Origin of the sequence: Microbacterium sp. J1-1, assembly GCF_024498615.1 — a bacterium.
GTDB lineage: Bacteria > Actinomycetota > Actinomycetes > Actinomycetales > Microbacteriaceae > Microbacterium > Microbacterium aurugineum.
This window is the reverse complement of sequence record NZ_CP089590.1, coordinates 3,515,852-3,539,747: the sequence shown is the minus strand read 5'-3', so window position 1 is coordinate 3,539,747 and position 23,896 is coordinate 3,515,852. Positions and strand designations below refer to the sequence as shown.

Annotated in this window: 25 protein-coding genes; 16 read left to right on the top strand and 9 right to left on the bottom strand. The window is 68.4% G+C overall.

From position 1 onward, the window contains the following. The first annotated feature begins 6 nt into the window (after positions 1-6). Positions 7-846: a sulfurtransferase gene (locus LRQ07_RS17215; protein WP_256535329.1), complete on the top strand. Its 840-nt coding sequence runs from the start codon at positions 7-9 to the stop codon at positions 844-846. Here the strand turns inward: LRQ07_RS17215 and LRQ07_RS17210 are convergent. Continuing rightward, positions 834-1,757 carry a hypothetical protein gene (locus LRQ07_RS17210; protein WP_232763878.1) on the bottom strand — a complete coding sequence of 308 codons (924 nt, stop codon included), beginning with the start codon at positions 1,755-1,757 and terminating at the stop codon, positions 834-836. The genes LRQ07_RS17215 and LRQ07_RS17210 overlap by 13 nt on opposite strands. Before the next feature lie 303 nt (positions 1,758-2,060). Between LRQ07_RS17210 and LRQ07_RS17205 the strand changes: the two genes are divergently transcribed. From LRQ07_RS17205 to LRQ07_RS17195, 3 genes are all read left to right on the top strand, one after another. Then, entirely contained in the window at positions 2,061-2,711 is a 651-nt protein-coding gene (locus LRQ07_RS17205; RefSeq protein WP_134352497.1) for an acyl-CoA synthetase, read from the top strand. Continuing rightward, entirely contained in the window at positions 2,708-3,064 is a 357-nt protein-coding gene (locus tag LRQ07_RS17200; RefSeq protein WP_256535328.1) for a hypothetical protein, read from the top strand. The genes LRQ07_RS17205 and LRQ07_RS17200 overlap by 4 nt, the downstream gene beginning before the upstream one ends. Positions 3,065-3,140: 76 nt before the next feature. Next, entirely contained in the window at positions 3,141-4,571 is a 1,431-nt protein-coding gene (locus LRQ07_RS17195; protein ID WP_256535327.1) for an MFS transporter, read from the top strand. Between the two features lie 13 nt (positions 4,572-4,584). Here the strand turns inward: LRQ07_RS17195 and purB are convergent, their stop codons facing one another. Beyond that, complete coding sequence (purB, locus tag LRQ07_RS17190; protein WP_256536453.1) at positions 4,585-5,967, bottom strand: adenylosuccinate lyase; 1,383 nt, start codon at positions 5,965-5,967, stop codon at positions 4,585-4,587. A gap of 23 nt (positions 5,968-5,990) precedes the next feature. Continuing rightward, positions 5,991-6,503, bottom strand: a complete 513-nt coding sequence (locus tag LRQ07_RS17185) for a low molecular weight protein-tyrosine-phosphatase (RefSeq protein WP_256535326.1) — start codon at positions 6,501-6,503, stop codon at positions 5,991-5,993. A 113-nt stretch (positions 6,504-6,616) separates the two neighbouring features. Here LRQ07_RS17185 and LRQ07_RS17180 point away from each other — a divergent pair, with 113 nt between their 5' ends. Both LRQ07_RS17180 and LRQ07_RS17175 read left to right on the top strand, forming a co-directional pair. After that, positions 6,617-6,874, top strand: coding sequence for a hypothetical protein (locus LRQ07_RS17180; protein ID WP_047524195.1), 258 nt, complete (start codon positions 6,617-6,619; stop codon positions 6,872-6,874). Continuing rightward, positions 6,871-8,160: a hypothetical protein gene (locus LRQ07_RS17175; RefSeq protein WP_256535325.1), complete on the top strand. Its 1,290-nt coding sequence runs from the start codon at positions 6,871-6,873 to the stop codon at positions 8,158-8,160. Before LRQ07_RS17180 ends, LRQ07_RS17175 begins: the two co-directional genes overlap by 4 nt. Before the next feature lie 32 nt (positions 8,161-8,192). On the opposite strand, the gene LRQ07_RS17170 is transcribed toward LRQ07_RS17175, so the two are convergent. The 3 genes from LRQ07_RS17170 to LRQ07_RS17160 are packed head-to-tail and all read right to left on the bottom strand — an operon-like array spanning position 8,193 to position 9,218. Further along, a complete protein-coding gene (locus LRQ07_RS17170) occupies positions 8,193-8,597 on the bottom strand; it encodes a phage holin family protein (RefSeq protein ID WP_047524196.1) in 405 nt (134 codons plus the stop codon). 34 nt (positions 8,598-8,631) lie between these two features. Then, positions 8,632-9,015 (bottom strand): type II toxin-antitoxin system death-on-curing family toxin, encoded by a 384-nt coding sequence (locus tag LRQ07_RS17165; protein WP_256535324.1) that lies wholly within the window; start codon positions 9,013-9,015, stop codon positions 8,632-8,634. Next, positions 9,012-9,218, bottom strand: coding sequence for a ribbon-helix-helix protein, CopG family (locus LRQ07_RS17160; RefSeq protein ID WP_256535323.1), 207 nt, complete (start codon positions 9,216-9,218; stop codon positions 9,012-9,014). The genes LRQ07_RS17165 and LRQ07_RS17160 overlap by 4 nt, the downstream gene beginning before the upstream one ends. A gap of 84 nt (positions 9,219-9,302) precedes the next feature. Here LRQ07_RS17160 and LRQ07_RS17155 point away from each other — a divergent pair, with 84 nt between their 5' ends. The 4 genes from LRQ07_RS17155 (at position 9,303) to LRQ07_RS17140 (ending at position 14,044) form a co-directional block, all read left to right on the top strand. After that, positions 9,303-10,370, top strand: coding sequence for a histidinol-phosphate transaminase (locus LRQ07_RS17155; RefSeq protein ID WP_256535322.1), 1,068 nt, complete (start codon positions 9,303-9,305; stop codon positions 10,368-10,370). 106 nt (positions 10,371-10,476) lie between these two features. Further along, positions 10,477-11,604 carry a thiamine pyrophosphate-dependent dehydrogenase E1 component subunit alpha gene (locus LRQ07_RS17150; RefSeq protein WP_256535321.1) on the top strand — a complete coding sequence of 376 codons (1,128 nt, stop codon included), beginning with the start codon at positions 10,477-10,479 and terminating at the stop codon, positions 11,602-11,604. Between the two features lie 11 nt (positions 11,605-11,615). Next, the gene (locus LRQ07_RS17145) at positions 11,616-12,581 is read left to right on the top strand and encodes an alpha-ketoacid dehydrogenase subunit beta (protein ID WP_256536452.1); all 966 of its coding nucleotides are present in this window, start codon (positions 11,616-11,618) and stop codon (positions 12,579-12,581) included. 122 nt (positions 12,582-12,703) lie between these two features. After that, entirely contained in the window at positions 12,704-14,044 is a 1,341-nt protein-coding gene (locus LRQ07_RS17140) for a dihydrolipoamide acetyltransferase family protein (RefSeq protein ID WP_256535320.1), read from the top strand. A gap of 140 nt (positions 14,045-14,184) precedes the next feature. Here LRQ07_RS17140 and LRQ07_RS17135 read toward each other — a convergent pair whose 3' ends face one another. Next, positions 14,185-14,796, bottom strand: coding sequence for a helix-turn-helix domain-containing protein (locus LRQ07_RS17135; protein ID WP_256535319.1), 612 nt, complete (start codon positions 14,794-14,796; stop codon positions 14,185-14,187). A gap of 92 nt (positions 14,797-14,888) precedes the next feature. On the opposite strand from LRQ07_RS17135, the gene LRQ07_RS17130 reads away from it, so the two are divergent. After that, entirely contained in the window at positions 14,889-15,533 is a 645-nt protein-coding gene (locus LRQ07_RS17130; RefSeq protein WP_232763888.1) for a hypothetical protein, read from the top strand. A gap of 22 nt (positions 15,534-15,555) precedes the next feature. On the opposite strand, the gene LRQ07_RS17125 is transcribed toward LRQ07_RS17130, so the two are convergent. Then, positions 15,556-16,107 carry a TetR/AcrR family transcriptional regulator gene (locus LRQ07_RS17125; protein ID WP_256535318.1) on the bottom strand — a complete coding sequence of 184 codons (552 nt, stop codon included), beginning with the start codon at positions 16,105-16,107 and terminating at the stop codon, positions 15,556-15,558. A gap of 166 nt (positions 16,108-16,273) precedes the next feature. Here LRQ07_RS17125 and LRQ07_RS17120 point away from each other — a divergent pair, with 166 nt between their 5' ends. Further along, a complete protein-coding gene (locus LRQ07_RS17120; protein WP_232763890.1) occupies positions 16,274-17,218 on the top strand; it encodes an alpha/beta hydrolase family protein in 945 nt (314 codons plus the stop codon). A 192-nt stretch (positions 17,219-17,410) separates the two neighbouring features. Next, positions 17,411-19,411, top strand: a complete 2,001-nt coding sequence (locus tag LRQ07_RS17115; RefSeq protein ID WP_256535317.1) for a BCCT family transporter — start codon at positions 17,411-17,413, stop codon at positions 19,409-19,411. Positions 19,412-19,434: 23 nt separating this feature from the next. Here the strand turns inward: LRQ07_RS17115 and LRQ07_RS17110 are convergent, their stop codons facing one another. Further along, entirely contained in the window at positions 19,435-20,655 is a 1,221-nt protein-coding gene (locus LRQ07_RS17110; protein WP_256535316.1) for an ROK family protein, read from the bottom strand. A 100-nt stretch (positions 20,656-20,755) separates the two neighbouring features. Between LRQ07_RS17110 and LRQ07_RS17105 the strand changes: the two genes are divergently transcribed. From LRQ07_RS17105 to LRQ07_RS17095, 3 genes are read left to right on the top strand one after another with little or no spacing between them, the layout of a single operon-like run. After that, on the top strand, positions 20,756-22,075 hold the full coding sequence (locus LRQ07_RS17105; RefSeq protein ID WP_256535315.1) for an ABC transporter substrate-binding protein: 1,320 nt from the start codon (positions 20,756-20,758) through the stop codon (positions 22,073-22,075). Continuing rightward, positions 22,072-23,010, top strand: coding sequence for a carbohydrate ABC transporter permease (locus tag LRQ07_RS17100; protein ID WP_256535314.1), 939 nt, complete (start codon positions 22,072-22,074; stop codon positions 23,008-23,010). The genes LRQ07_RS17105 and LRQ07_RS17100 overlap by 4 nt, the downstream gene beginning before the upstream one ends. Further along, complete coding sequence (locus LRQ07_RS17095; RefSeq protein ID WP_131493533.1) at positions 23,010-23,888, top strand: carbohydrate ABC transporter permease; 879 nt, start codon at positions 23,010-23,012, stop codon at positions 23,886-23,888. The genes LRQ07_RS17100 and LRQ07_RS17095 overlap by 1 nt, the downstream gene beginning before the upstream one ends. The last annotated feature ends 8 nt before the right edge of the window (positions 23,889-23,896 follow it).

Genomic DNA, 23,896 nt, shown 5'->3' with positions numbered 1-23,896 from the left:
CGCAGCATGAGCGACTTCGTGAGTGCCGTCGAGCTGAACGACCTGTTGACCCGGGGCGCACCGGTGCGCGTGATCGATGTGCGGTGGCGGCTGGATCGCCCGGAGGCGGGGCACGACGACTACCTCACGGGACACATCCCCGGCGCCGTGTTCGCCGCGCTCGACACGGAGCTCTCCACGCACGGAGAGCCCTCGGACGGACGGCACCCGCTGCCGTCGACGGCCACGCTCCAGGCCGCGGCTCGGCGCTGGGGCGTCCGCGCGGGCGACACGGTGGTCGCCTACGACGATGCCAAGGGCACGGCGGCGGCGCGCGCGTGGTGGCTGCTGCGGCAGGCAGGGGTCGACGTGCGCGTGCTCGCCGGCGGCCTCCGCGGGTGGCAGGCCGAGGGATTCGAGGTCGCGACCGATGACGTGAGCCCGGAGCCCGGCGACGTGGTGCTCGGTGAGATCGGGCGCGATGCCCTCTCGATCGACGAGGCGGCGGCGTTCCCGGAAACCGGAGTCCTGCTCGACGTGCGCGCCCCCGAGCGGTACCGCGGCGAGACCGAGCCGCTCGACCCGGTGGCCGGTCACATCCCGGGCGCGCGCAACCTGCCGACCACGCTCCACCTCGACGACCAGGGGAGACTCCTCGACACCGATACCGTGCTCGCCACCCTCGCGGCGGTCGGGGTGACCCCGGGCACACCGGTGGCTGCGTACTGCGGTTCGGGCGTGACCGCCGCGCACACCGCGCTGGTCCTGCACGAGGTGGGCATCGAGGCGAAGGTGTTCCCCGGATCCTGGAGCCAGTGGTCGAACACCCCTGGCCGCCCGGTGGCGACCGGTGATCAGCCGGGCTGATCCTCGCGGGGTCCGTATCCCCAGCGCAGGCCGAGCGCACCGGGGCCGAACGCCCGGCGCACCAGGTGCACCGAGGTGCCTCGGGGCGGCGGTAGCGGTGTCAGGGTCACGCCTTCAGGCGTCTCGAGGTGCTCCTCGCACCAGTCCGGGATCGCATCCGGATGGAAACGGGTCCACACCAGCAGTTCCCGGGCCTTCTGGGCCAGCGCGTGCCCGGTGTCGCGCGTCTCCGGGTAGTCGGGCGGATACTCCGCCGACCACTCGACCATCGCGGTGTCCGGGGCCGTCAGAGGGATATCGAGCTCGAACAGCACCCCGTGGACCTCGCCGTCGGGGTGGGAGTACCGTGCGGCGATCCTGCCTCCGGAGACGGCTTCGATCACGGGTGCGGGCGTGCGAACCCCGGGAGTGATCTCCAGGAACGGGATCGCCGTGATGGTGCCGACCGTGGACTGCACGATGCTGCGGGTGACGCTGTAGGCGATGTTGCCGTCGGCCCCGACATCCGTCACCGAGTGCGTCGTGAGCTCTCGGGAGGTGTCGGGATACGACGCACCGAGCGCCTGGAACGCGTCCATGACCGCGCGCTCGAGCTCTTCCTCATCGATCGGGAACTGATTGGGCCCGAGCGGTCCCGTGCGGTTCGTCGACCGGAGAAGCCTGCTCAGGGCCCCGGCCTCGAGTCGGAGGAGGTCCTCGATGTCGGCGAGTGCGGCGAGCGACTGCACGCCCTCGGGGTGCCGGGCGCCGGAGCGCCAGTAGCTCAGGGTGGCCATCGAGACGCGGTTCCCGCGCGCATTGAGCTGTTGCTGCAACCAGGAGAGTGTCACGTCCCTGGCGTTGATCGCGTCGCGCAGCGCTCCCGCGAATGCGCCGGATCCGGGTCTGCGCGCGTCATATTCGTAACTCATCACAGCCCCCATCCGGTATGTGAAGCCCACCGCCCTAGAGTGAGCATACGACCGCACGCGCATACCTCAGGGGACCGGGTGGGCATGTGGGGTCACTTGGCCGTCGTCGCAGGTAGGGTGCCCGACCGTGCGAGGACCGGCCTGACGCAGTGATGCCCCCCTTGCTGCGTACGTCGTGAAGCCCGGCAATCGATCTGGGGAGATCCGCCGGGCTTCACGAAACCTCCTCCGCACGCCGCGGGCGTTGCGGCTCTGCGCCCCCGCGTAGACTGGGAGGAACACCCCGGAGGACTCTGGATCGTCATGTCTGCCCCTGCTCGCGCATTCACCATGCGCCACGTGCAATTGCTGCGCGCACTGTTCGCCGCCGTCGCCGCCCTGATGATCACCTTCTCGTCGGACCACTCCGCTCCCGTCGGCCTCTCGGTGTTCAGCGGCTTCGTCTTCGTCACCGCGCTCATCCAGCTGCTGGCCGCGTGGCTGGTGCTCCCCGCGGGGTCCCGCTGGCCGTACATCCTGCTCGGCGTCCTCGGCACCCTCGCCGGCGCCGTGAGCGGCATCCCGGCCTGGCGCTCCGATGACCTGTTCTTCATCGTCGTCTCGACCTGGGCGATCCTGAGCGGCGGCATCGAGCTCCTCGCCGGCATCCGCTCTCGTCGAAACGCCGATCCGCTGTCCCGTGACGCGATCACGGTCGGCGCGCTGGGGGTGCTGCTCGGGATCGTGCTGCTGCTGATCCCGGCCGGCTTCGTCCAGGAGTACACGATCGAGAAGGCCGGCACGTTCGTGTTGTCCGGCATCATCCTCGGCGTCGGGATGTTCGGTGGGTACGCGGCGATCCTCGCCGTCTTCCTCGGCATCGCCGGCCTCACCCCGAAGCGAGTGGACACCGTCACCGCGGTCTCCGAATCGAACGACGACACCGCCGCTGCGGAGCACGGAGGAACGCGATGAGCGACGAGAAGCCCACCCGTCGGGACATCCTGCGCCCGCTGCACCTGCTGCTGATCGCGCTGGGTTGCGGTGTCTTCGCCATGGTCGTGACCCTGGTCTCGACCGGAGCCTTCACCGCCAGGGTGAACACGGCGATCGCGAACGGCAGCTATGACGGGTTGACCCCGGTCGCGCTCGGCCTCGTGGTCGGCGGTGGCGCGTTCATCGTCACGCTCCTGATCCTCGCGATGCTGATTCTGGCGGTCGACCCCGCCGATGTCACCAAGACCATCGACCGTCCGGTGCTCTACGACGGCCCCGAGCCCGAGGGCGAGGCGGACGGCGAGCAGCCCGGACGCGCGGCTTCGTCGTGACCGTCGGGCGTGCGGCATCCCCTGCTGTTCCGCCCTCGTCCGGAATAGTCGCGCCGTCCGACCGCTTGTTCCTGAAGTGACCGCCCCCGTCGACCGCGCCTCCATCGGACTCCGCTCGGCGCGAGGCCCCATCCTCGGCGCGCTGATGCTCGCCACCGGCCTCATCGCGATCGACGCCACGATCCTCGCGACCGCGGTCCCGAGCATCGTCCGCGATCTCGGCAGCTACCAGCAGTTCCCCTGGCTGTTCTCGGTGTATCTGCTGGCGCAAGCGGTGAGCGTCCCCATCTACTCCCGGTTTGCCGACACGGTGGGCCGCAAGCCGATCATCCTCCTCGGGATCGCCCTGTTCCTGCTCGGCTCCGTGCTCTGCGGGTTCGCGTGGAGCATGCCCGCGCTCATCCTGTTCCGCCTCATCCAGGGCTTGGGGGCGGGCGCGGTCGCTCCGATGGCGATGACGATCGTGGGAGACATCTACACGGTCGCCGAGCGCGCGAAGGTGCAGGGGTACATCGCGAGCGTGTGGGCGGTCTCTTCCGTGGTCGGACCCGCGCTCGGCGGCATCTTCGCGCAGCTCGACGCGTGGCGATGGATCTTCTGGGTGAACATCCCCCTGTGTCTGATCGCCGCGTGGATGCTGCAGCTCAAGTACAAGGAGGAGAAGCAGACCCGTCGGCACCGGATCGACTACGCCGGGGCCGTCCTGCTCACGATCGGGCTCACCGGCCTCATCCTCGGGATGCTCGAGGGTGGGAACGCCTGGGACTGGATCTCCGTGCCGAGTGCGCTCTGCTTCGGGGTGGGCGTCGTGGCCCTCGCGTTCTTCGCGATGGTCGAGCGGCGGGCGGCGGAGCCGATCGTCGACCTCCGGCTCGCGGCGCGGCCGTTGATCCTGACGACCACGCTCGTGTCACTCGGGGTGGGGGCGCTCATGATCGGTGTGACCAGCTTCGCCCCCGCGTACCTGGAAGGGTCACTGGGCATCGCGCCCCTCCTGTCCGGTCTGGCGGTCGCCGCCTTGACGCTCGGCTGGCCCATCGCCGCGGCGAACGTCGGACGACTGTACCTGCGCATCGGCTTCCGCCGCACCACCCTGATCGGCATGAGCATCGCCACGTTCGCGGCGACCGTGCTCGCCGCGGTCTCCTCGTGGCCGAACCCGTTCGTGATGTCGGTGATCGCGTTCGTGCTCGGCTTCGGCCTCGGCTGGTCGGCTGCCCCGACCCTGATCGCCGCACAGTCCTCGGTGGGCTGGGGGGAACGCGGTGCCGTGACGGGCATGAACGCCTTCGCTCGTTCCGCCGGGAGTGCGGTGGGCGTGGCGGTGTTCGGCGCGATCTCCAACGCGGTCATCGCGCAGGGTGCGGGCGCCGACGACCCGGAGACGATCATCCACGCCTCGGTGTGGGTGTTCGTCGCCGTCGCCGCGACGGCCATGCTCACGCTGCTCGCTGCCGCGTTCATGCCGCGCGATCACGTCGAGCGCCACTCCGGCGAACCGGCCTAGCGGCGAGAGCGGGTCAGCGGGCCAGGCGCTCCGCGATGCCGGTGTAGGTCGCGGGGGTCAGCGCGAGGAGTCGCTGCTTGGCGGCATCCCCGATCTCGAGGCCCTCGACGAACGTCGCGAGCTCGGCCGCGCCCACCCGGTGACCGCGCGTGAGCTCCTTGAGGAGCGCGTACGGATCCGTGATCGTGGACCGACCGGCCACCACCTCGGCGCGGATGACGGTCTGGATGGCTTCGGCGAGCACCTCCCAGTTCACGTCGAGGTCGGCGAGCAGCACGTCGCGCGAGAGCGAGATCGCGTTGAGGCCGCGACGCAGGTTGTCGAGCGCGAGGAGCGAGTGTCCGAAGGCCACACCGATGTTGCGCTGCGTGGTCGAGTCGGTCAGGTCGCGCTGCAGGCGGCTGGTGACGAGCGTCTGGCCGAGCGAGGCGAGCAGAGCGCCCGAGATCTCGAGGTTCGCCTCGGCGTTCTCGAAGCGGATCGGGTTGATCTTGTGCGGCATCGTCGACGAGCCGGTGGCCCCGGCGACCGGGATCTGCGCGAAGTACCCGAGCGAGATGTAAGTCCAGATGTCGGTGGCGAGGTTGTGCAGGATGCCGCCGGCGTGACGCACACGGTCGTAGAGCTCGACCTGCCAGTCGTGCGACTCGATCTGGGTCGTCAGGAGGTTGAAGCCCAGCCCCATGCCCTCGATGTACTCTCGGGCGATGGTGGGCCAGTCGGCGTCGGGGTCGGCCGCGAGATGCGCCGACCAGGTCCCGGTCGCACCCGAGAACTTGGCGAGGTAGTCGGATGCCGCGATCTGACCGCGCACGCGCTCCAGACGCCACGCGAACACCGCGAGCTCCTTGCCCATGGTCGACGGGGTCGCGGGCTGGCCGTGCGTGCGGGAGAGCATGGCCGCATCGGCGTGCTCGACGGCGAGTTCGCGGAGCTTCGCGATGACGGTGTCGAGAGCGGGGAGCCAGACCTGCTCGACCGCCCGCTTCACGGTGAGTGCGTACGAGGCGGAGTTGATGTCCTCGCTCGTGGCGGCGAAGTGCGTGAGTTCGGCGATGGCGTCGAGGCCGAGCGTCGAGAGACGGTCGCGCACGAGGTACTCGATCGCCTTCACGTCGTGCTGCGTGACGGCTTCCTTCTCGGCGAGCCAGTCGATCTCGGCCTGGCCGAAGTCGCGATACAGCGCGCGCAGGCGATCCTTGTCGGCGTCCGAGAGCGGCGTCGTCTCGAACAGCGAGCGGTCGGTCAGGGCGATCAGCCACTCGACCTCGACCTCGACCCGCGCGCGGTTGAGTCCGGCTTCGGAGAGGAAGTCGGCGAGACCGGTGACGGCGCCGCGGTAGCGACCGTCGAGCGGGCTCAGGGGCTGCGGCGGGAGCGAAGGCTGGAAAGTCAGGGGAGTCCTCCTGATCGGGCCCCTCAGATGCGGGGCGTGCGGGGCTGGCGCAGGGCGGGCTCCAGTTGGCGGAACAGACCCCGGGTCGCCGTCTCAATCATACCGAGCACCGAATCGAACATCTCCGCCCCGGCGTAGTAGGGGTCGGGGACATCGTGGGTCGAGGCGTTCGGGTCGAAGGCCATCAGCAGGGTGACCTTGCCCTCCTCATCTTCGTCGCGCGCCCACTCCCGCAGGATGCGTTCGTGCGTGCGGTCGAGTGCGACGACGAGGTCGTTCTCGGCGAACGAGGCGAACGTGAACTGCCGTGCGCGGTGGAGCGAGCCGTCGTACCCGCGGCGGGAGAGCGACTCGATCGTGCGTTCGTCGGCGCGCTCGCCGAGGTGCCAGTCTCCGGTTCCGGCGCTGCGAGAGACGATGCGCGACCCGAGTCCCTGCTTCTCGGCGAGGTCGCGGAACACGACTTCGGCCATGGGGGAGCGGCAGATGTTCCCTGTGCACACGAAGATCACGCGGAAGGGAACGGGGGACGTCACAGGTACATTCTGCCCGCCTCGGGCCATCCTGCACAGCGTGGAGGATGGCCCACCTCTCCACCGGCCGTGGGTATGGCGCTCAGAGACGTCGGCCGATCCCGCAGGCTGAAGCCATGTACTCGCTCTCCCCTGGACGTGTGTTCACCTCCGCCGAGGTCTGGGCTCGGCTCGTCGCCCACCGAGAGATCGGGGCGGCCGTGTCGATGCTGGAGGATGCGGGTGCGGCGCTGGTGGGACTCGTCGACGACGCGGACTGGCAGTCCGAAGGATTCCGTGCGCTGCACGACCTGCTGGGACGGCTCCGAGAGGAGACGGGCGTCGAACTCGGACACCTGACCGTGCGCGAGTGGGAGCTCGGAGCGCAGGGGTGAGCGGGCTCGAGATCGAGATCGGGCACGGCGGGGCGATCGCCGTCGACACCGGACAGCTGCGCGACGTCGGATCCCGGATGCGCGGCGTGGCCGAGCGCTACGAAGACGCCCGTTCCGCGGTCGTGCGAGCGCAGGAGGTGATCCTCTCGGCACCGGCCGCCTGTCCGCAGGTCGATGTGCACGCCTTGGCGGCGAGTGCGGAGCGACTCGGCGCCGTGGCGGCCGAACTCCTCGACGCGTGCGTAGGCACGGAGCTGATGGCCGATGCTTTCGAGGTCGTCGAGCTGCGGGCCGAGGTCGAGGCGCTGGCCCTCACCGATGCTGCGGCAGCGGCAGCGGCCGAGGCGCGTCTGGAGCAGTTGGTGAGCGGCGACGAGCGGGTCGGGGCGATGGCCGAGTGGCTGGTGGCGGGCTGGGAGGATCGGCGGTTCCAGGGGGCGGGACGCCAGTTCGACGCGGGCGGCCTGCTCTCTCCTCTGTTCCTGGCCGGGGCGTTCATCGGCGTCGCCACGGGGCTCGGCGCGGTAGTCGCAGGGGCGCCGCTGAAGGGGCGGCCGGATCCGATCCGGGTGACTCCGGTCAAGGCCTCGACCCCTGCCGCGCCGCAGAACCTCGCCGGCGCGCTCCGGCGGATGCCGTCCTCGACCGCACAGGTCGCGGTGGAGAAGTACACGATGGCCGACGGGGGGACCCGCTTCGTGACGTACATCGCGGGAACGAGGAACGGTGCGCCGTGGGAGGGCGGGAAGGAGGAGCCGTGGGACATGAAGTCGAACGTCGAGCTGTATCAGGGACACACATCGGCGTCGTACCAGGCGACCCTCGATGCGCTGACCGAGGCGGGGGCGGAGCCCGGCGACCGGGTCGACGTGGTCGCCTACTCGCAAGGGGGCATGATCGCGGCGCACCTGGCGACGGAGAGCCCCTACGACGTCGGCATGCAGGTGACTGCGGGGAGTCCGCAGCAGCCTTCGCTGGGTCACGATCAGACGCTCATCCAGCTTCGGCACTCCGATGACCTGGTCTCGAACCTCGCCGCGGGTGGGTCGGCGGCGGGCACCGGGTCGGCGGACAGCTTCACGGCCACGCGTGTCGGTGATCCTCGGGCCGGGCTCCAGGATGTCGCGCTGCGGGCGCACGCGCTCGAGACCTACATCGAGACGGCCGGGATGGTCGATGCGTCGGATGACCCGCGGGCCGAGGCCCTCGACGCTTACTGGGCCGAGCTCGCCACCGCGGTGGAGATCGAACGCACCGAGTACCGCGCCGAGAGGACACCCCGCTGAGCGGGACGACGCTCCGGCTCGAGGCCGGGGCCTCAGTCGCGGCGGGAGTTCTTGTTCTGCGGGCGCAGGATGAAGCCGAAGATGCCGTTGATCACCGAGATGATGAGCGCGGCGAGCACGCCCCACCAGAAGTCGCCGACCGCGAGGCCCCATCCGAAGCCGCTCGTGATCCATGCCGTCAGCCACAGTAGGAAGCCGTTGATGACGAAGCCGATCAGGCCGAGCGTGAGGATGTAGAGGGGGAACGCGACGATCTTCACGACGGTGCCGATGATCGTGTTCACGAGCGCGAAGATCGCGGCGACCGCGAGCAGGGTGAGTACCAGCTGCAGGGTCTCGCCGGGCGGGAAGGGCGTGATCACGACCTGCAGAGCCGGGATCAGGGTGACGACCCAGATGGCGAAGGCGTTGACGACGACGCGGATGAGGAAGCGCATAGTCCGACCAGTGTCCCACGGACGTCCGCGGCTGTCAGCCTGCTGCCGGGCTGGTGGGAATGCGGTTGGCGCGGATGCGGCGTTGTGACTCATCGAGATCGATCGTGCCGGAGGCGACCCCGATCACGAGGTCGAATGCGTCATCGGTGGTGAAGCGATGCTTCCAGCCGTTGATCCACAAGAACGCCACGAAGCTCGTCCACGCTGTGCGCTTGTTCCCATCGAACAATGGGTGGTTGCGGGCGAGGGATTCGAGGAGTGCTGCGGCCTTCCGGTCGATCGTGGCGTAGGCGTCATCACCGAAGAGAGAGGCCGCCGGCCTCGCGAGTGCGGAAGCGAGTAGCCCGGGATCGCGAACGTGGAAGCCGAGTCTTTCGACGATCTGGAGGCCGTCTTCAAGTGAGAGGTACTCGGTCATGCGTCTTTGAGGCGCTCGAGGAGAACCTTGTCATTGTCGAGAACGAAGTCGACGGCAGAGTTCACGAGTGCAGAGCGGCTGGTATCGTTCGCGAACCGCGTGGCCGCCTCGATGATGACCGCGTGCTTCGAGGTGTGCCGCGCGCGCGCAATCTCCTCGAGCTGCGCATCGAGTTCTTCCGGAAGTCGCACCGTCATCGCCATACCAAAATGGTACCACGTGCATCGCGCGGGAACAGAGCGTATCGACACTGCTGCCACGGCCGCGGTCCTCGTAGACTCGACCTCGTGACCGAGCCGATCCTGCCCCGCATCCGTCCTGCCATCGCCGCACTCGCGCCGTACCGCCAGGGCAAGCAAGCGGGGCCAGACGCGTTCAAGCTGTCCAGCAACGAGAACCCCTTCGATCCGCTGCCCTCCGTGCTCGAGGCACTGGAGCGGACGACGCCCGTCAACCGCTACCCGGATGCCACCGCGACTCGTCTGCGCGAACGACTCGGTGCGCGCTACGGGGTCGAGCCCGACCAGGTGCACGTCGCGTCCGGCAGCGTGTCGATCCTGCATCAGCTGATCCTCGCGACCGCGTCGGAGGGCGACGAGGTCATCTACGCCTGGCGCTCCTTCGAGGCGTACCCGAGCCTGCCGCTCGTGGCCGGGGCGACCGGGGTGCAGGTGCCGCTCACCGCGGATTCCCGCCACGACCTCGGCGCCATGGCGGATGCGGTGACCGAACGCACCCGCGCGATCATCGTGTGCACGCCCAACAATCCGACCGGGCCCACCATCACCTCGGCCGAGTTCGCCGCCTTCGTCGAGCGCGTCCCGAACGACGTCCTGATCATCCTCGACGAGGCGTACGCCGAATTCGTCACGGCCCCGGACGCGGTCGACGGTCTCGCCGAGCGCGTGTTCGACGCGCACCCGAACGTCGTGGTGCTGCGGACCTTCTCGAAGGCGTACGGCCTCGCCGGTCTCCGCGTCGGCTACGCGATCGGGCACGAGAAGGTGCTCGACGCCGCACGCACCACGGGCATCCCGCTCTCGGTCACCTCCGCCGCGGAGAACGCCGCGATCGCGAGCCTCGACGCCGAGGCGGAGCTCCTCGAGCGCGTCGCCGTGATCGTCGAGCGCCGTGACCGCCTGGCCGAGGGGCTCCGCGCGCAGGGCTGGGACGTCCCCGACTCGCAGTCGAACTTCGTGTGGCTGCCCACGGGAGAGCGCACCGACGACGTGGCCGCGGCGTTCGTCGCCAACGACCTCATCGTCCGTCCGTTCTCCGGAGACGGCATTCGCATCTCCGTCGGCGAGGAAGCCTCCATCGCCCGAGTGCTCGAGGTCGCGTCTTCGGTCCGCTGAACGTGTCGCCCGGGCGTCTTCGCCCGTGTTTCTCCGGTTTCCGGGCAGTTGCAAGGGCGTCCTAGGTATGCGTGACCGGGCATGCGGGCGCGGGTAGCGTGAGAGCGTGACCACCTCCGAGACACCCCTTGTGAGCGTTCTGGACGAGACCGGACGGTTCGCTCCGTCCGCCGCCGCTGAGCGATACCTTCCCCTGATCGAGGCGATCAGCGATGCTGAGCTCGAGCAGTTCTACCGGGACATGGTCGTCATCCGTGCGATCGACACCCAGGCGACGAACCTGCAGCGACAGGGGCAGCTGGCGCTCTGGCCGCCGAGCCGGGGACAAGAGGCGGCGCAGGTCGGCTCCGGTCGTGCCGCCCGTGCGCAGGACACGATCTTCCCCTCCTACCGGGAGCACGCGGTCACCCGCATCCGCGGCGTCGATCCGGTCGACATCATCAAACTGATGCGCGGCGTCTCGCATGGCGGGTGGGATCCGACCGACCCGAAGAACGGCAACACCCGGCTGTACACCCTGGTGCTCGGTTCGCAGGCGCTGCATGCGGCCGGCTACGGGATGGGACTCGTGTTCGACGGCCGCACCGGAACCGGTGAGGCCGACCGTGACGAAGCGGTCATCGTCTACTACGGCGACGGCGCTTCCAGTCAGGGCGACGTGCACGAGGCGATGGTCTTCGCCGCGAGCTATCAGGCGCCGACCGTGTTCTTCCTGCAGAACAATCACTGGGCGATCTCGGTGCCGGTCTCGACGCAGTCGCGGGTTCCGCTCGTGCAGCGCAGCGCGGGCTACGGCATCCCGAGCGTCCGCGTGGACGGCAACGACGTGCTCGCCAGCTATGCGGTCTCCCGCACAGCTCTCGACGAGGCCCGCAGCGGCAAGGGTCCGCAGGCGATCGAAGCGGTCACCTACCGGCTCGGCGCACACACCACCAGCGATGACCCGACGAAGTATCGCGGCAGCGACGAGGAGCAGTACTGGGCCGGGCGCGACCCGATCGTCCGGATGCGCGCGTTCCTCGAAGGCCGGGGAGCATCGGCGCAGCTGTTCTCCGACGTGGAGGCCGAGGCGGCGGATGCCGCGGAAGATCTGCGCGACCGCACGGTCGAGCTGGGGCCGCCCAGCCCGGACAAGATGTTCGACCACGTGTACAGCGAGCCGCATCCGCTGATCGACCAGCAGAAGGCCTGGCGCGCGCAGTATGAGGCGTCGTTCGAAGGAGGAGCCCAGTGACCCTCGAGACGATGCCGCTCAGCAAGGCGCTGAACGCGGGGATGCGCAAGGCCATGGAGGACGACCCGAAGGTCGTGCTGATGGGCGAGGACATCGGCAAGCTCGGCGGCGTCTTCCGTGTGACGGAGCACCTGCAGCGCGACTTCGGCGACCGCCGGGTGCTCGACACCCCGCTGGCCGAGTCGGGGATCGTCGGGACCGCGATCGGCATGGCGATGGTCGGGTACCGCCCCGTCATCGAGATTCAGTTCGACGGATTCGTGTTCCCCGCGTTCGACCAGATCACGACACAGCTCGCCAAGCTCACGAACCGGCACGAGGGTGCGATCAGCATGCCGATCGTGATCCGCATCCCCTACGGCGGGCACATCGGCGCGGTCGAGCACCACCAGGAGAGCCCGGAGGCGTACTTCGCGCACACTCCCGGCCTGCGCGTGGTCTCGCCGTCGACGCCCAACGATGCGTACTGGATGATCCAGGAGGCGATCGCGTCGAACGACCCGGTGATCTTCATGGAGCCGAAGAGCCGGTACTGGCAGAAGGGTGAGGTCGAGCTCGATGCCTCCGCTGTGCCGCTGCACTCCTCACGCGTCGTGCGCACCGGCGGCGATGTGACGCTCGTCGGACACGGCGCGATGGTCACGACGCTGCTGCAGGCCGCCGCGCTCGCCGAGGCCGAGGGGACGAGCTGCGAGGTCGTCGACGTGCGTTCGCTGTCGCCGGTCGACTACGAGCCCATCCTCGACTCGGTGCGCAAGACCGGACGCATGGTCTACGCCCAGGAGGCGCAGGGCTTCGGCAGCATCGGCGGCGAGATCGCGGCGACCGTGATGGAGCGGGCGTTCTATGCGCTCGAGGCTCCGGTGCTGCGCGTCTCCGGCTACGACACCCCGTTCCCGCCCGCGAAGCTCGAAGGCACCTACCTCCCGGATGCGGACCGCATCCTCGAGGCCGTCGATCGCTCCCTGGCCTACTGACATCTACCTCATGTTCACAACTCAGGAAGAACTCATCCGATCTCGGATTCTCGGGCTGGTTTCGCCCAGACGCCAACGATCTTCCTGAGTTGCGAACGAGACACCAGCCGAAAGGACTCGTCATGAGCACGCAGAACTTCAACCTCCCGGACGTCGGGGAAGGGCTGACCGAAGCCGAGGTCGTGGCCTGGAAGGTCGCCCCCGGCGACACGGTCGCGATCAACGACGTGATCTGCGAGATCGAGACGGCGAAGTCCCTCGTCGAGCTGCCGTCTCCGCACGCGGGCGTGGTGGGCGAGCTGCTCGTCGAGGAGGGCGCGACGGTCGAGGTCGGCACGCCCATCATCACCTTCGTGACCGATGCCCCGGCACCTGCTCCGGCTGCACCCGCTGCTCCGGCCGCGGAAGAGGGAGGCGGCTCGGTGCTGGTCGGCTACGGCACAGGCGGCGGCGCGACCTCCCGTCGCAAGCGCCCGGCCGAGCGCCCGGTGCGTTCCTCGGTCGGTGTCATCGCGAAGCCGCCGATCCGAAAGCTCGCCCGCGACCTCGGCGTCGACCTCACCACGGTCGCCGCGACCGGCTCCGACGGCGAGGTCACCCGGGATGACGTGATGAAGCACGCGTCGCAGGTGAGTGTCTTCCGCAACATCGAGACCCCGGAGTGGGGGACCGTGCGCGAGGAGACCGTGCCCGCTCCGCAGGCCGCACCGGCAGGACTCGCGCGTGGTCTGGCCCCGACCCAGCCGTCGGCCGCGGGAGACGACCGCACCGAGTCGATCCCGGTCAAGGGTGTGCGCAAGGCCACCTCCTCGGCGATGGTGCAGAGTGCGTACTCGGCCCCGCACGTGACGGTGTGGAAGGAGATCGACGCGAGCCGCACGATGGAACTCGTCAAGCGCCTCAAGGCTTCGCCCGACTACGCCGACATCCGGGTCTCGCCGCTGCTGATCATGGCCCGCGCCGTGATCTGGGCGGCCCGCCGCACGCCCATGGTCAACGCGGCGTGGATCGAGACGGAGGCCGGCGCGGAGATCGCCGTGCGCCACTACGTGAACCTCGGGATCGCCGCCGCCACCCCGCGCGGCCTGCTGGTGCCGAACATCAAGGACGCGCAGGACCTCGGGATGAAGGACCTCGCGCGAGCGCTGAACCGTCTGACGCTGACCGCGCGCGAGGGCAAGACCCCGCCGGCCGATCAGCAGGGCGGCACCATCACCATCACGAACATCGGTGTGTTCGGGATGGATGCCGGCACCCCGATCATCAACCCCGGCGAGGCCGGCATCGTGGCGATGGGCACCATCAGTCAGAAGCCGTGGGTCGTCGACGGCGAGGTGCGTCCTCGATGGGTGACGACGGTCGCCGGATCGTTCGACCACCGCGTGATCGACGGCGACGGCATGAGCCGCTTCATCGCCGACGTCGCCTCCGTGCTCGAGGAGCCCGCGCTGCTGGTCGACTGATGTGTCAGACAGCGCTGAAGCCGGGGTGCGTGCTCCGTGGCGCGCTCTGAATGCAATCCCACCAGGTCGACTGTTTCGTTGTGTGGGAGTCGGAACTGGTGATCATGGTGCGGCGCCTTGCCCACTCGTGAGCAGCGCGCTCATACTGCGGCCCGCTCGCTCATGACCGCGTGGACTGCGAGCCGCAGACTCGTCGTCTCAGCGTCGACGGCCACTGCGTCGGAGGGCAGCGCACGCTCGGTCATGAGCCCCGCAAGCACCGTCGAGAGGAATCGCGCTCGCTCCTCGACCCGACCGGCAGGGATCACGCCTTCGTCGATCAAGGCGGTCAGCCATTGCGCGATGCGATGTCGCCCCATGCGGTCCAGGGCGAGGTAGGTGGCTGCCTCGTCCTCGGCGGGGGCGGTGGCCACATACGCCTCGTACAGCGCCCCCCACTGCTTCCGGACGCTCTCGCCCACCCCGACCTGACGGAGGACGAGCTGCAAGCACGCGATGAGTCGTTCCTCCGCCGTCAAAGAACGATCATTGATCGGATCATCGGGAATCTCCAGGTCGTACATCGCGGCCACCACCGTCTCGATGAGTTCTCGCTGTGTCGGGAAGAAGTGGCGCAGCGATCCCGTACTCACCTGAGCTCGCGCGGCGACTGCTCTCACACTCAGACGTGCGGTGGGGTTCTCGCCCAGCATGGTTGCCGCGGCGATGAGGATCTTCGCTCGTGTTCCCGGTTCCTTCGATGCTTCGGCCATTTTCCGTCTCCCGAGCCATCTGACTATAACAGTGTGCTAGTTTAGCCCGTCGGTGTCTATCACGCTGTACTAGGATCGAGAGTGAGGTCGAGATGAAGGCGGGAAAGAACTGGCGCAACCGTCGAGTCCGTGCCGGCTCCGGTGAACCGCTGCGCCGCTATCGCTGGTGGCAGATGTTCGGCCGATCTCTCCGATCGATCACGCTGCGCTCAGCCGCTGGCACGACGTCGACATACACGGTTGACGTCCGTCACGCCGGGGACATGACCGACGGCGAGATCCGCGCCCGTCTCTACGTCGACGGCGCCCTTCAGTCCTACGCGAAGATGCCCACACGCTTCGCGGTGCCAGGCGGCCACATCGAGGTGGCGATCACCGGGTTCGGCCTCAAACGCTGTCACTATGTGCGGGCAGACGGTGTCGAACAGCAGCTGTCACCCGATCCTCGGTCCGCCGAAGGGCGTCGCGCTCGCTTGCACCGACGTCATCCGGGAGTGAGTCGCATCATCGGCTTCGTCTCCATCGCATTCGTCGTTGTCGGCCTCAGCGTCGAGGTCCCTCAGATCATCGAAGCGCTCTCGCAGATCCCACTGATCGCCGACTCGATCGGCACCTTCACGTCGCCCGTCCGACTTCCCCTCCAGGTCAATCTGCTCATCGGGCTCGCCGCTGCTCTCGGCAGCACGGAGCGAGCCCTGCGGATGCGTTCGAGCTGGATCGACGACCTTGCCGGCTGAGCCCTGCGTCGTCTCGCCTGTATCAGCCGTCTCGGGTGAGCAGGCCGGAGAGGAGCAGTCGTACCGGCGTGGCCGCGTCGTAGTCGGTGTCGCTCGCGGCGCCGATGCAGAGGTTCCCGATCCCTTTGAGCACGCTGTAGGCGTCGATCGGCGGGTACGCGTCGGCAGGCTGTCGTGCTGCATCGAGGAGTGATGCGCACACGGGGACGAGGCGGCCGACGAAGTAGGTGTGCAGAGCGTCGCCGGACCGGGTGGTGTCCCCTTGCAGCGCGTCGGCGAGTCCGTGCTTGGTGGTGAGGAAGTCGACGAACATGGCCACCCAGGCCTGAAGGGCTGCCTCCGGCGTCTCGCTCTCGGCGAGGAGCCGGGGGCCGGCGTCGGCGCAGGCCTCGACTTGGTGTCGGTAGACCGCGACCACGAGGTCGGCGCGGGACGGGAAATGGCGGTAGATCGTTCCGACGCCAACGCCTGCGTTCGCGGCGATCTCCCGCACCGGGGCGTCGACCCCGGACGCGACGAACACCGCTGCCGCCGCGTCGAGGAGCGCCTGCTGATCTCGGCGCGGGCGACCCACTGGCGAGGAGTGCGCATCGCGGGATCGGTTGCTCGGTCTGTCGGACACGTCTCTCCCCACGGGCGTGATCTGCAGAAATTTGTATTTCGGATCATCGTTCCGTATCGTTGCGGAACGATGCTCCGATAATCATATCGCAGAGCGCAGCTCCAGAAAGGTCGACCTCATGGCTTCACCGTTCGTTCACGCCGCGGACGACATCATCGGTACCGGAGCCCCGGTCGTCTCCGTCGCTCCCATCCCGTTGCTCGCTCCGGATCGGCCGGTCCCGCTCGAGGTGCGAGTGTCTGCCCCCGCCACCGGTGCGAATCTGCCCGTCGTGGTGTTCTCGCATGGCAACGGGTGGAACCTCGACGGGTACGCGCCGCTCACCTCGTTCTGGGCGTCGCGCGGCTTCGTCGTGATCCAGCCCACGCATCTGGACTCCCGTCGGAACGGTTTCGGGTTCGACCACCCCGTGTTCCCGACGATCTGGACCGAGCGGATCTCGGATCTCACCCGCATCCTCGACCAGCTCGACGCCATCGAGGACGCCGTGCCGGGTCTTGCCGGTCGCGTGGACCGGAGCCGCGTCGCCGCCACCGGTCACTCGTGGGGCGGACAGACCGCGCAGTCGCTTCTCGGAGCACGCATCGTCGATGAGGCGGGCCGGGTCGGAGAGGACATGTCCGACAGTCGCGTCACCGCGGGCGTCCTCTTCGCCGCCACCGGCATCGGCGGCGACGACCTCCACCCGTTCGCGCAGGCGAACTTCCCCTTCATGCGACCCTCCTTCCGGGAGTTGACGGTGCCGACGTTCGTCGTCGCCGGCGACCGCGACCAGTCCAAGATGTCCAGCCGCGGACCCGACTGGTTCACCGATGCGTACACCCACAGCCCCGGCGCCACCGACCTCCTCACGCTCTTCGGCGCCGAGCATTCCCTCGGCGGGATCGTCGGATACGAAGTCGCCGAGACCACCGACGAGAACCCGGAGCGGGTCGCCGTCGTCCAACGGATGAGTACCGCGTACCTCCGGAGCGCCCTCCACGTTTCGGAGAGCGATTGGGCCGCGGCCCGCGCCGCATTCGCCGACAGCGTCGATTCGATCGGTCGCGTCCACAGCAAGTGATCAGCGGGGCTGTTGCGGGGAAGCCTGCTGCGTTCAGTCCGACACCGCACTGCGGAGATCTCGGGTTGGCGCGGAGTCGTGTGTTCCTGCGCGGTTCCGCGCGGAAACCTCGCCTATCGTGAGGTCCAGTACCTCAGCCCTCGCGGGAAAGACCAGTTCGACCCGAAGAACCGGCCGTGTAAGGAGATCACGATGATCGACCGAGAACGAGACGCCGAGAGCACGACCCCGACGCCAGGGAAACCTTCGCCGAAGAAGATTCTGAAAGAAGTGACCCACCCCGCGCTGATCCCCGGGATCGGTGTGGAGGACACACCCCGTGTGTTCAACACGAATTGGATCGTGTTCGGCGTCGCCTGTGTGCTCGTGCTGGCGGTCGTGATCTGGGGCTTCCTCGCCCCGGAGAGCATCAGCGCGGCGGGTGCCGCATCGCTCGGATGGGTGACGGATAACTTCGGGTGGCTGTTCTCCCTGCTGGCTGTGGTGACGATCGCCTTCATGTTCGTGGTCGGCTATGGCCGCACCGGCGGCGTCCGGCTGGGCGCGGACGACGAGTCGCCGGAGTTCTCGACCGTGTCGTGGATCGCGATGCTGTTCTCCGCGGGCATGGGGATCGGCCTTCTGTTCTGGGGGCCGGCCGAGCCGCTGACCTACTTCATGGATCCTCCGCCGGGCTTCACGGCCGCCGACGGGAGCCGCGATGCGATGCTCGACGCCCTGGCGCAGTCGATCCTCCACTGGGGTCCGATGGCGTGGGCGTTCTATGCGCTCGTCGGTGGGGCGATCGCCTACGCGGCGTATCGACGGGGCCGCGCACCGCTGATCTCGGCGATCTTCCGTCCGATCTTCGGCGAGCGCACCGATGGCTGGATCGGCGCCGTGATCGACGTCTTCGCGATCATCGTGACTCTCTTCGGTACCGGCGTCACGCTCGGCATGGGAGCCCTTCAGATCGCCAGTGGTGTGGAGGTCGTCACGGGCATCGGGCCGCTCGGTAACGCGGGCCTCATCGTCATCATCACCGTCCTCACGGCCGCGTTCGTGGTCTCCGCCGTCTCCGGCATCAAGCGCGGCATCCGGGCGCTGTCGAACATCAACATGGTGATCGCCGCCGTGATCGGTCTGTTCATCTTCATCGCCGGTCCCACCCTGTTCCTGTTGAACATGATCCCCGCCAGCGTCTCCGCGTTCTTCGGGGAGCTGTGGATCATGCTCACACGCAACCCCGCCCAGAGCGAGGACGCCGCCGCGTTCATGTCGAGTTGGACGAACTACTACTGGGCCTGGTGGATCTCCTGGACGCCCTTCGTGGGAATGTTCATCGCGAAGATCTCCCGCGGTCGGACGCTTCGGGAGTTCGTCACCGTCGTGATCGTCGTGCCGTCGATCGTCTGTGTCGTCTGGTTCGGGATCATGGGCGGGACCACGATGCTGTTCGAGTCCGAGGGGCGCGGGCTCGCGGAGGCGGGCTCGCCGGAAGCCATCCTCTTCGCGGTGCTCGGCGAGCTGCCGTTCGGCGTGGTGCTCTCCGTGCTCGCGATGATCTCGATCATCCTGTTCTTCGTGACCTCTGCGGACTCCGCGGCGATCGTCATGGGCTCGATGAGCCAGCGCGGCAAACCGGAGCCGTCGACCTGGGTGACGATCACGTGGGGGCTCCTCCTCGGCGCCGCAGCGCTCGCTCTTCTCCTCGCGGGTGGTCAGACGGCGCTGTCCGGCCTCCAATCGATCATGGTGGTGTCGGCGCTGCCGTTCGCGATCATCGTGATCGGCATCATGATCGCGTGGGCGAAGGAGCTGCGAACCGACCCGTACATGCTGCGTCACCGGTATGCGCGTGCGGCGATCGCGCAGGGCGTGCGTCTCGGGATCGCGGAGCACGGCGACGACTTCGTGTTCGGGGCGACCGAGGTCGCCGCCGACGAAGGCGCCGGAGCGGGGATCGACACGGACGATCCCGCCCTGACGGAGTGGTACGAGACCGCCACCGGCCAGATCCCCGTCGTCGTCTCGGCCGAAGACGTCACCCGGACGCTCGAGCCCGGTCGCATCCAGCCTCGAGGACCGGGCAATCCCGCTCACACGGCCTCGGGAGACGCCTCCCTCACCGTCGGCGAGAACCGCCGGGAGGACCGACTCCGTGCGCGCCGGAAGCCGGAGGAGCCGCTGGGGGACGACGAGGGTCGCGACTGACCTCGCGCCTGAGACCGTCGGCGCTATGCGCTCGCGCGGAGGCGTTCCTCGGCGAGCCGGGGCACGGCATACTCCCTGGCCGCGCGGCGAGCGGTCGCGACGGCCCCGCGTGAGACGACCTCGGCACCGAGCGTCGAGGCGAGGATCTCGGGTGCCGGCAGGTGCAGCTCCTCGGGGAGGATGCGCCGGGCGGCGGTCAGCACGGGCTCGATGCTCTCGGCGACCGCTCCGCACACGATGACGCGCGCCGGGTCGTACATGCTGCCGAGCACGCCGACGATACGGGCGACGGTGGCCCCGACGCGAGAGGTGACCAGCTCGGCATCGGGGTCACCCGACGCAGCGAGGGTGAGCACGAGGCGGGGATCGATGCGGTCGGCTTCGACGAGGCGTCCGACCGCGCTGTCCGCCGCGATCTCGCCCTCCTCCACCGCCGCCCGCACCTGATCCGCGACCGCGTAGCGGAGCCCGAACGCCGATCCGACGCCCACGATGTGGTCGAACACGACGCCCTCGCCGACGCCGCCGTGCGCGCCGTGCAGCACGTGGCCGTCGACCACCACGCCGCCGCCGAATCTCTCGCTCGCGAGCAGAGCGACGTAGTCGCGGCATCCGATCGCCGCTCCCTCCGCCCCCTCGGCGATGGCGGCGAGCTGCGCGTCGTTCTTGATCTCGACGACCGGCGCCCAGTCGCCCAGGGCCTCGGCCAGTCCGGGGTTCGTGCGTTCCCAGAAGCCGTCGGGGTGCGGAGGGGAGATGCCGTCGCGGTTCACGGGCGCCGCGACGCCGACGCACAGCGCGAGCACCTGGTCGCGCGTCACCTCGGCCTCGATGAGCGCATCGCCGAGGCGTTCGAGGATCGTCGCGCGCCGCTCGTCCGCCGTCTGCGACGGCGCGAACTCCACACGGTGGTGCACGAGCGTGCGGTCGAGCGGGTCGGCCACGGTGACGGCGAGGTGGGTGTCTCCCGCATCCACGCCGATCACCACCCCGAGGTCGGGGGCCAAGACGAAGCGTCGCGAGGGCCTGCCGGAGCGATAGGCGCCGACCGCACGGGCGTTCGGCAGCTCGCGCAGCACTGCAGCCCCGACCAGGGTGTCGATCGCGTCGATGGCCGTCGAACGGGTCAGCGAGGTGCCGGCCATCGCCTCGGTCGCGGTGAACTCGCCGGCCGTCCAGGCGAAGTCGAGGACCGCCCCCACGCTCGCGCGTCCGGTGCCCAGATCTGCGGAGACTTCTGTCACGACACTTGACCTCCCTGTCTTCCAATGAGAGAGTACCGTTCGACAGAGTAAATTCGCTCACTAGATTTAGTCTTTGGATTTACATATCGGAAGGACGACGGTGTCTGAGAGACGAACACGAGCGGCCCGAGCGGTGGCCGCAGCCCTGGGGGTCGCCCTGGTCGGCACGGCGCTCGCCGGATGCGCCCCGGGCTCGGGAGCGGAGACCATCCGCTTCACCTTCAGCAAGCGCGAGGCGATCGAATTCATGACCGCCCTGGTCGCCGACTACAACGCCTCGCAGAGCGACGTGAAGGTCGAGATCGACACCTCGGGCGTCGATGTCGTCTCGGCCAGCTTCGTGCGGGGCAATCCGCCCGACATCATGCTCGCCAACTACAACTATGAGATCGCCCGGTTCGTGCAGCGCTGCGCGCTCACCGATCTGTCCGAGACCGCCGCGGCCGCGGACATCCGCGACGACCTGCAGCCGCTCATGGATCAGTACGGCTCCTGCGAGGGGCGGACGAGTGCGCTGCCGTACTCGGTGATGGCCGCATCGGTCATCTACAACAAGGAGATCTTCCAGGCGCAGGGTCTCGAGGTTCCGCAGACCTGGGACGAGCTGCTCGCCGTGTGCGACCAGCTGAAGGCCGCCGGCATCGACCCGTTCTACGGCACGTTCAAGGACGACTGGACCGTGGGGCAGGGCTGGTACGACTACACCGCGGGTGGCTCGGTCGACGTGATCGAGTTCTTCGACGCCCTCGCGGACGAGGGTGCGGAGGTGGGGCCCGACTCCGAGGTCTCGTTCTCGAAGGACTTCGCCGAGCCGATGGACAAGATGATGCAGCTTGCGAACGACTACACGAATGCGGATGCGCCGAGCCGCGGCTACGGCGACGGCAACCTGGCCTTCGCCAAGGGGGAGGCCGCGATGTACCTGCAGGGGCCGTGGGCGTTCAGCGAGATCGCGAAGACCGCGCCCGATCTGCAACTGGGCACTTTCCCGCTGCCGATGACCGACGATCCGGACGACCTCGGCGTGCGTGTGAACATGGACCTCGCCGCGATGATCCCGGAGGGCTCCCGTCACAAGGAGGCCGCCCGGGACTTCCTCGAGTTCCTCTACGAGCCCCGGAACATCGAGGAGTACAACGCCTCGCAGCTGGGCTTCACCCCGACGAAGGGGGCACCGGCTCCGGAGGACCCCCGCGTCGAGGGGATGATCGAGTACTACGACGAGGGGCAGATCTATCAGGGCCCGTCGGTGCTCGTTCCCAAGACCCTCCCGATCTTCAACTACGCGCAGGCGATGGTGCTCGGGGCCTCGCCGACTTCCATCCTGCACACGATGGACGCGGACTGGGCCCGTATCGCCTTCCGTGCGCCGATCCCCTCGACCCAGGACAACGCCGCCGGTGAGGAGGGCGCATCATGAGCACCGCGACGACCCCCTCGGCGTCGGACAGCACGACCGTCATCGTGACGGGCGGCGACCGGAAGCTCCGGCGGCACACGCGTCGCGTCGAGCCGATCTACTACCTGTTCCTGCTTCCCACGCTGGTGCTCTTCACGCTCGCGATCACGCTGCCGGGCGTCATCGGCATCTTCTTCAGCTTCACGGACTCGATCGGCATCGGGGAGTGGAGCTTCAACGGGCTGACGAACTACATCGCCCTGTTCAGTGATCCGTCGATCCTGCAGAGCTACCTGTTCACGTTCGGGTTCTCGATCGCCACGGTCGTCGTCGTGAACGTGGTCGCGTTCCTGCTGGCGGTCGGGCTCACCTCGCGCATCCGGTTCAAGACGGGCTTGCGGACGATCTTCGTCATCCCGATGGTGATCTCGGGCATCATCATCGCCTACGTCTTCAACTTCCTGTTCTCGAACTCGATCCCGGCGGCGGGAGCGGCGGCCGGCATCCCGTGGCTCGAGACGAGCCTGCTCGCCAATCCGGACCTCGCCTGGATCGCCATCGTGATCGTCACCGCCTGGCAGGCCGTGCCCGGCACACTGCTGATCTACATCGCCGGGCTCCTGTCCGTCCCCGGCGAGGTGTACGAGGCGGCGAGCATCGACGGGGCCAGCAAGGCGCAGCAGCTCACCCGCATCACGCTCCCGCTCGTCGCGGGCTACGTCGTGATCAACGTGATCCTCGGGTTCAAGGGCTTCCTGAACGCCTACGACATCATCGTCGGCCTCACCAACGGAGGTCCGGGCACGTCCACCCGCAGCGTCGCGATGACGATCATCGCGGGCTTCAACGGCGGCGACTACGCCTACCAGATGGCCAACGCGACCATCTTCTTCATCGTCGCCGTGCTCATCTCCCTCCTCCAGCTGTCGCTGACGCGCGGAAGGAACGCACTCTGATGTCGACGCAGACACTCACCACGATCCCTACCTCGGGCAAGAAGCCGCGCGTGCGCATGGAGCGCGTGAACTGGTCGGGCACGGTCATCTTGATCCTGTGCGCGGTCACCGTCCTCCTGCCCCTGTACGTGACCATCTCGATGGCGCTCAAGACCACCGGGCAGGCGGTCGACGGCAACGCCTTCTCGCTCCCGGCCCCGTTCAGCTTCGACGGATTCGTCGAGGCATGGACGCTGACGAAGTTCCCCGTCGGCGCGGGCATCTCGCTGCTGGTCACCGCCGGTACGGTGACCGCGACGATCGTGCTGGCCGCGTTCGCGTCCTACGCGATCGTGCGCAACTGGGACCGCCGGTTGTTCCGCTACTCGTTCTTCTACCTGCTCGCGGCGATGTTCATCCCGTTCCCCGTCGTGGCGCTGCCGCAGATCCAGCTCACCGGACGCGTCGGACTCGACAACCCGTTCGGGGTGATCATCCTCGCGACCATGTTCCAGCTGAGCTTCAGTGTGCTGCTGTTCACCGCGTTCCTGCGGTCGATCCCGATCGAGCTCGAGGAGAGCGCCCGCATCGACGGCGCCACGACCTGGCAGACCTTCTGGAAGCTCATCTTCCCGCTGCTCGCCCCGATGAGCGCCACCGTCGGCATCTTCGCCTTCCTCTACGCCTGGAACGACTTCATGATGCCGTCGCTCATCATCGCCGACCCGGCGCTGCAGACGCTGCCCGTGCGGCAGAACCTGTTCCAGAACCAGTTCAGCAACAACTACAACGTCGCCTTCGCCTCGTACCTGATGGCGATGGCACCCGCGATCGTGGCCTACCTGTTCACCCAGAGATGGGTGATGGAGGGCGTCACGCAGGGCGCCGTCAAGGGCTGACCGCCCCG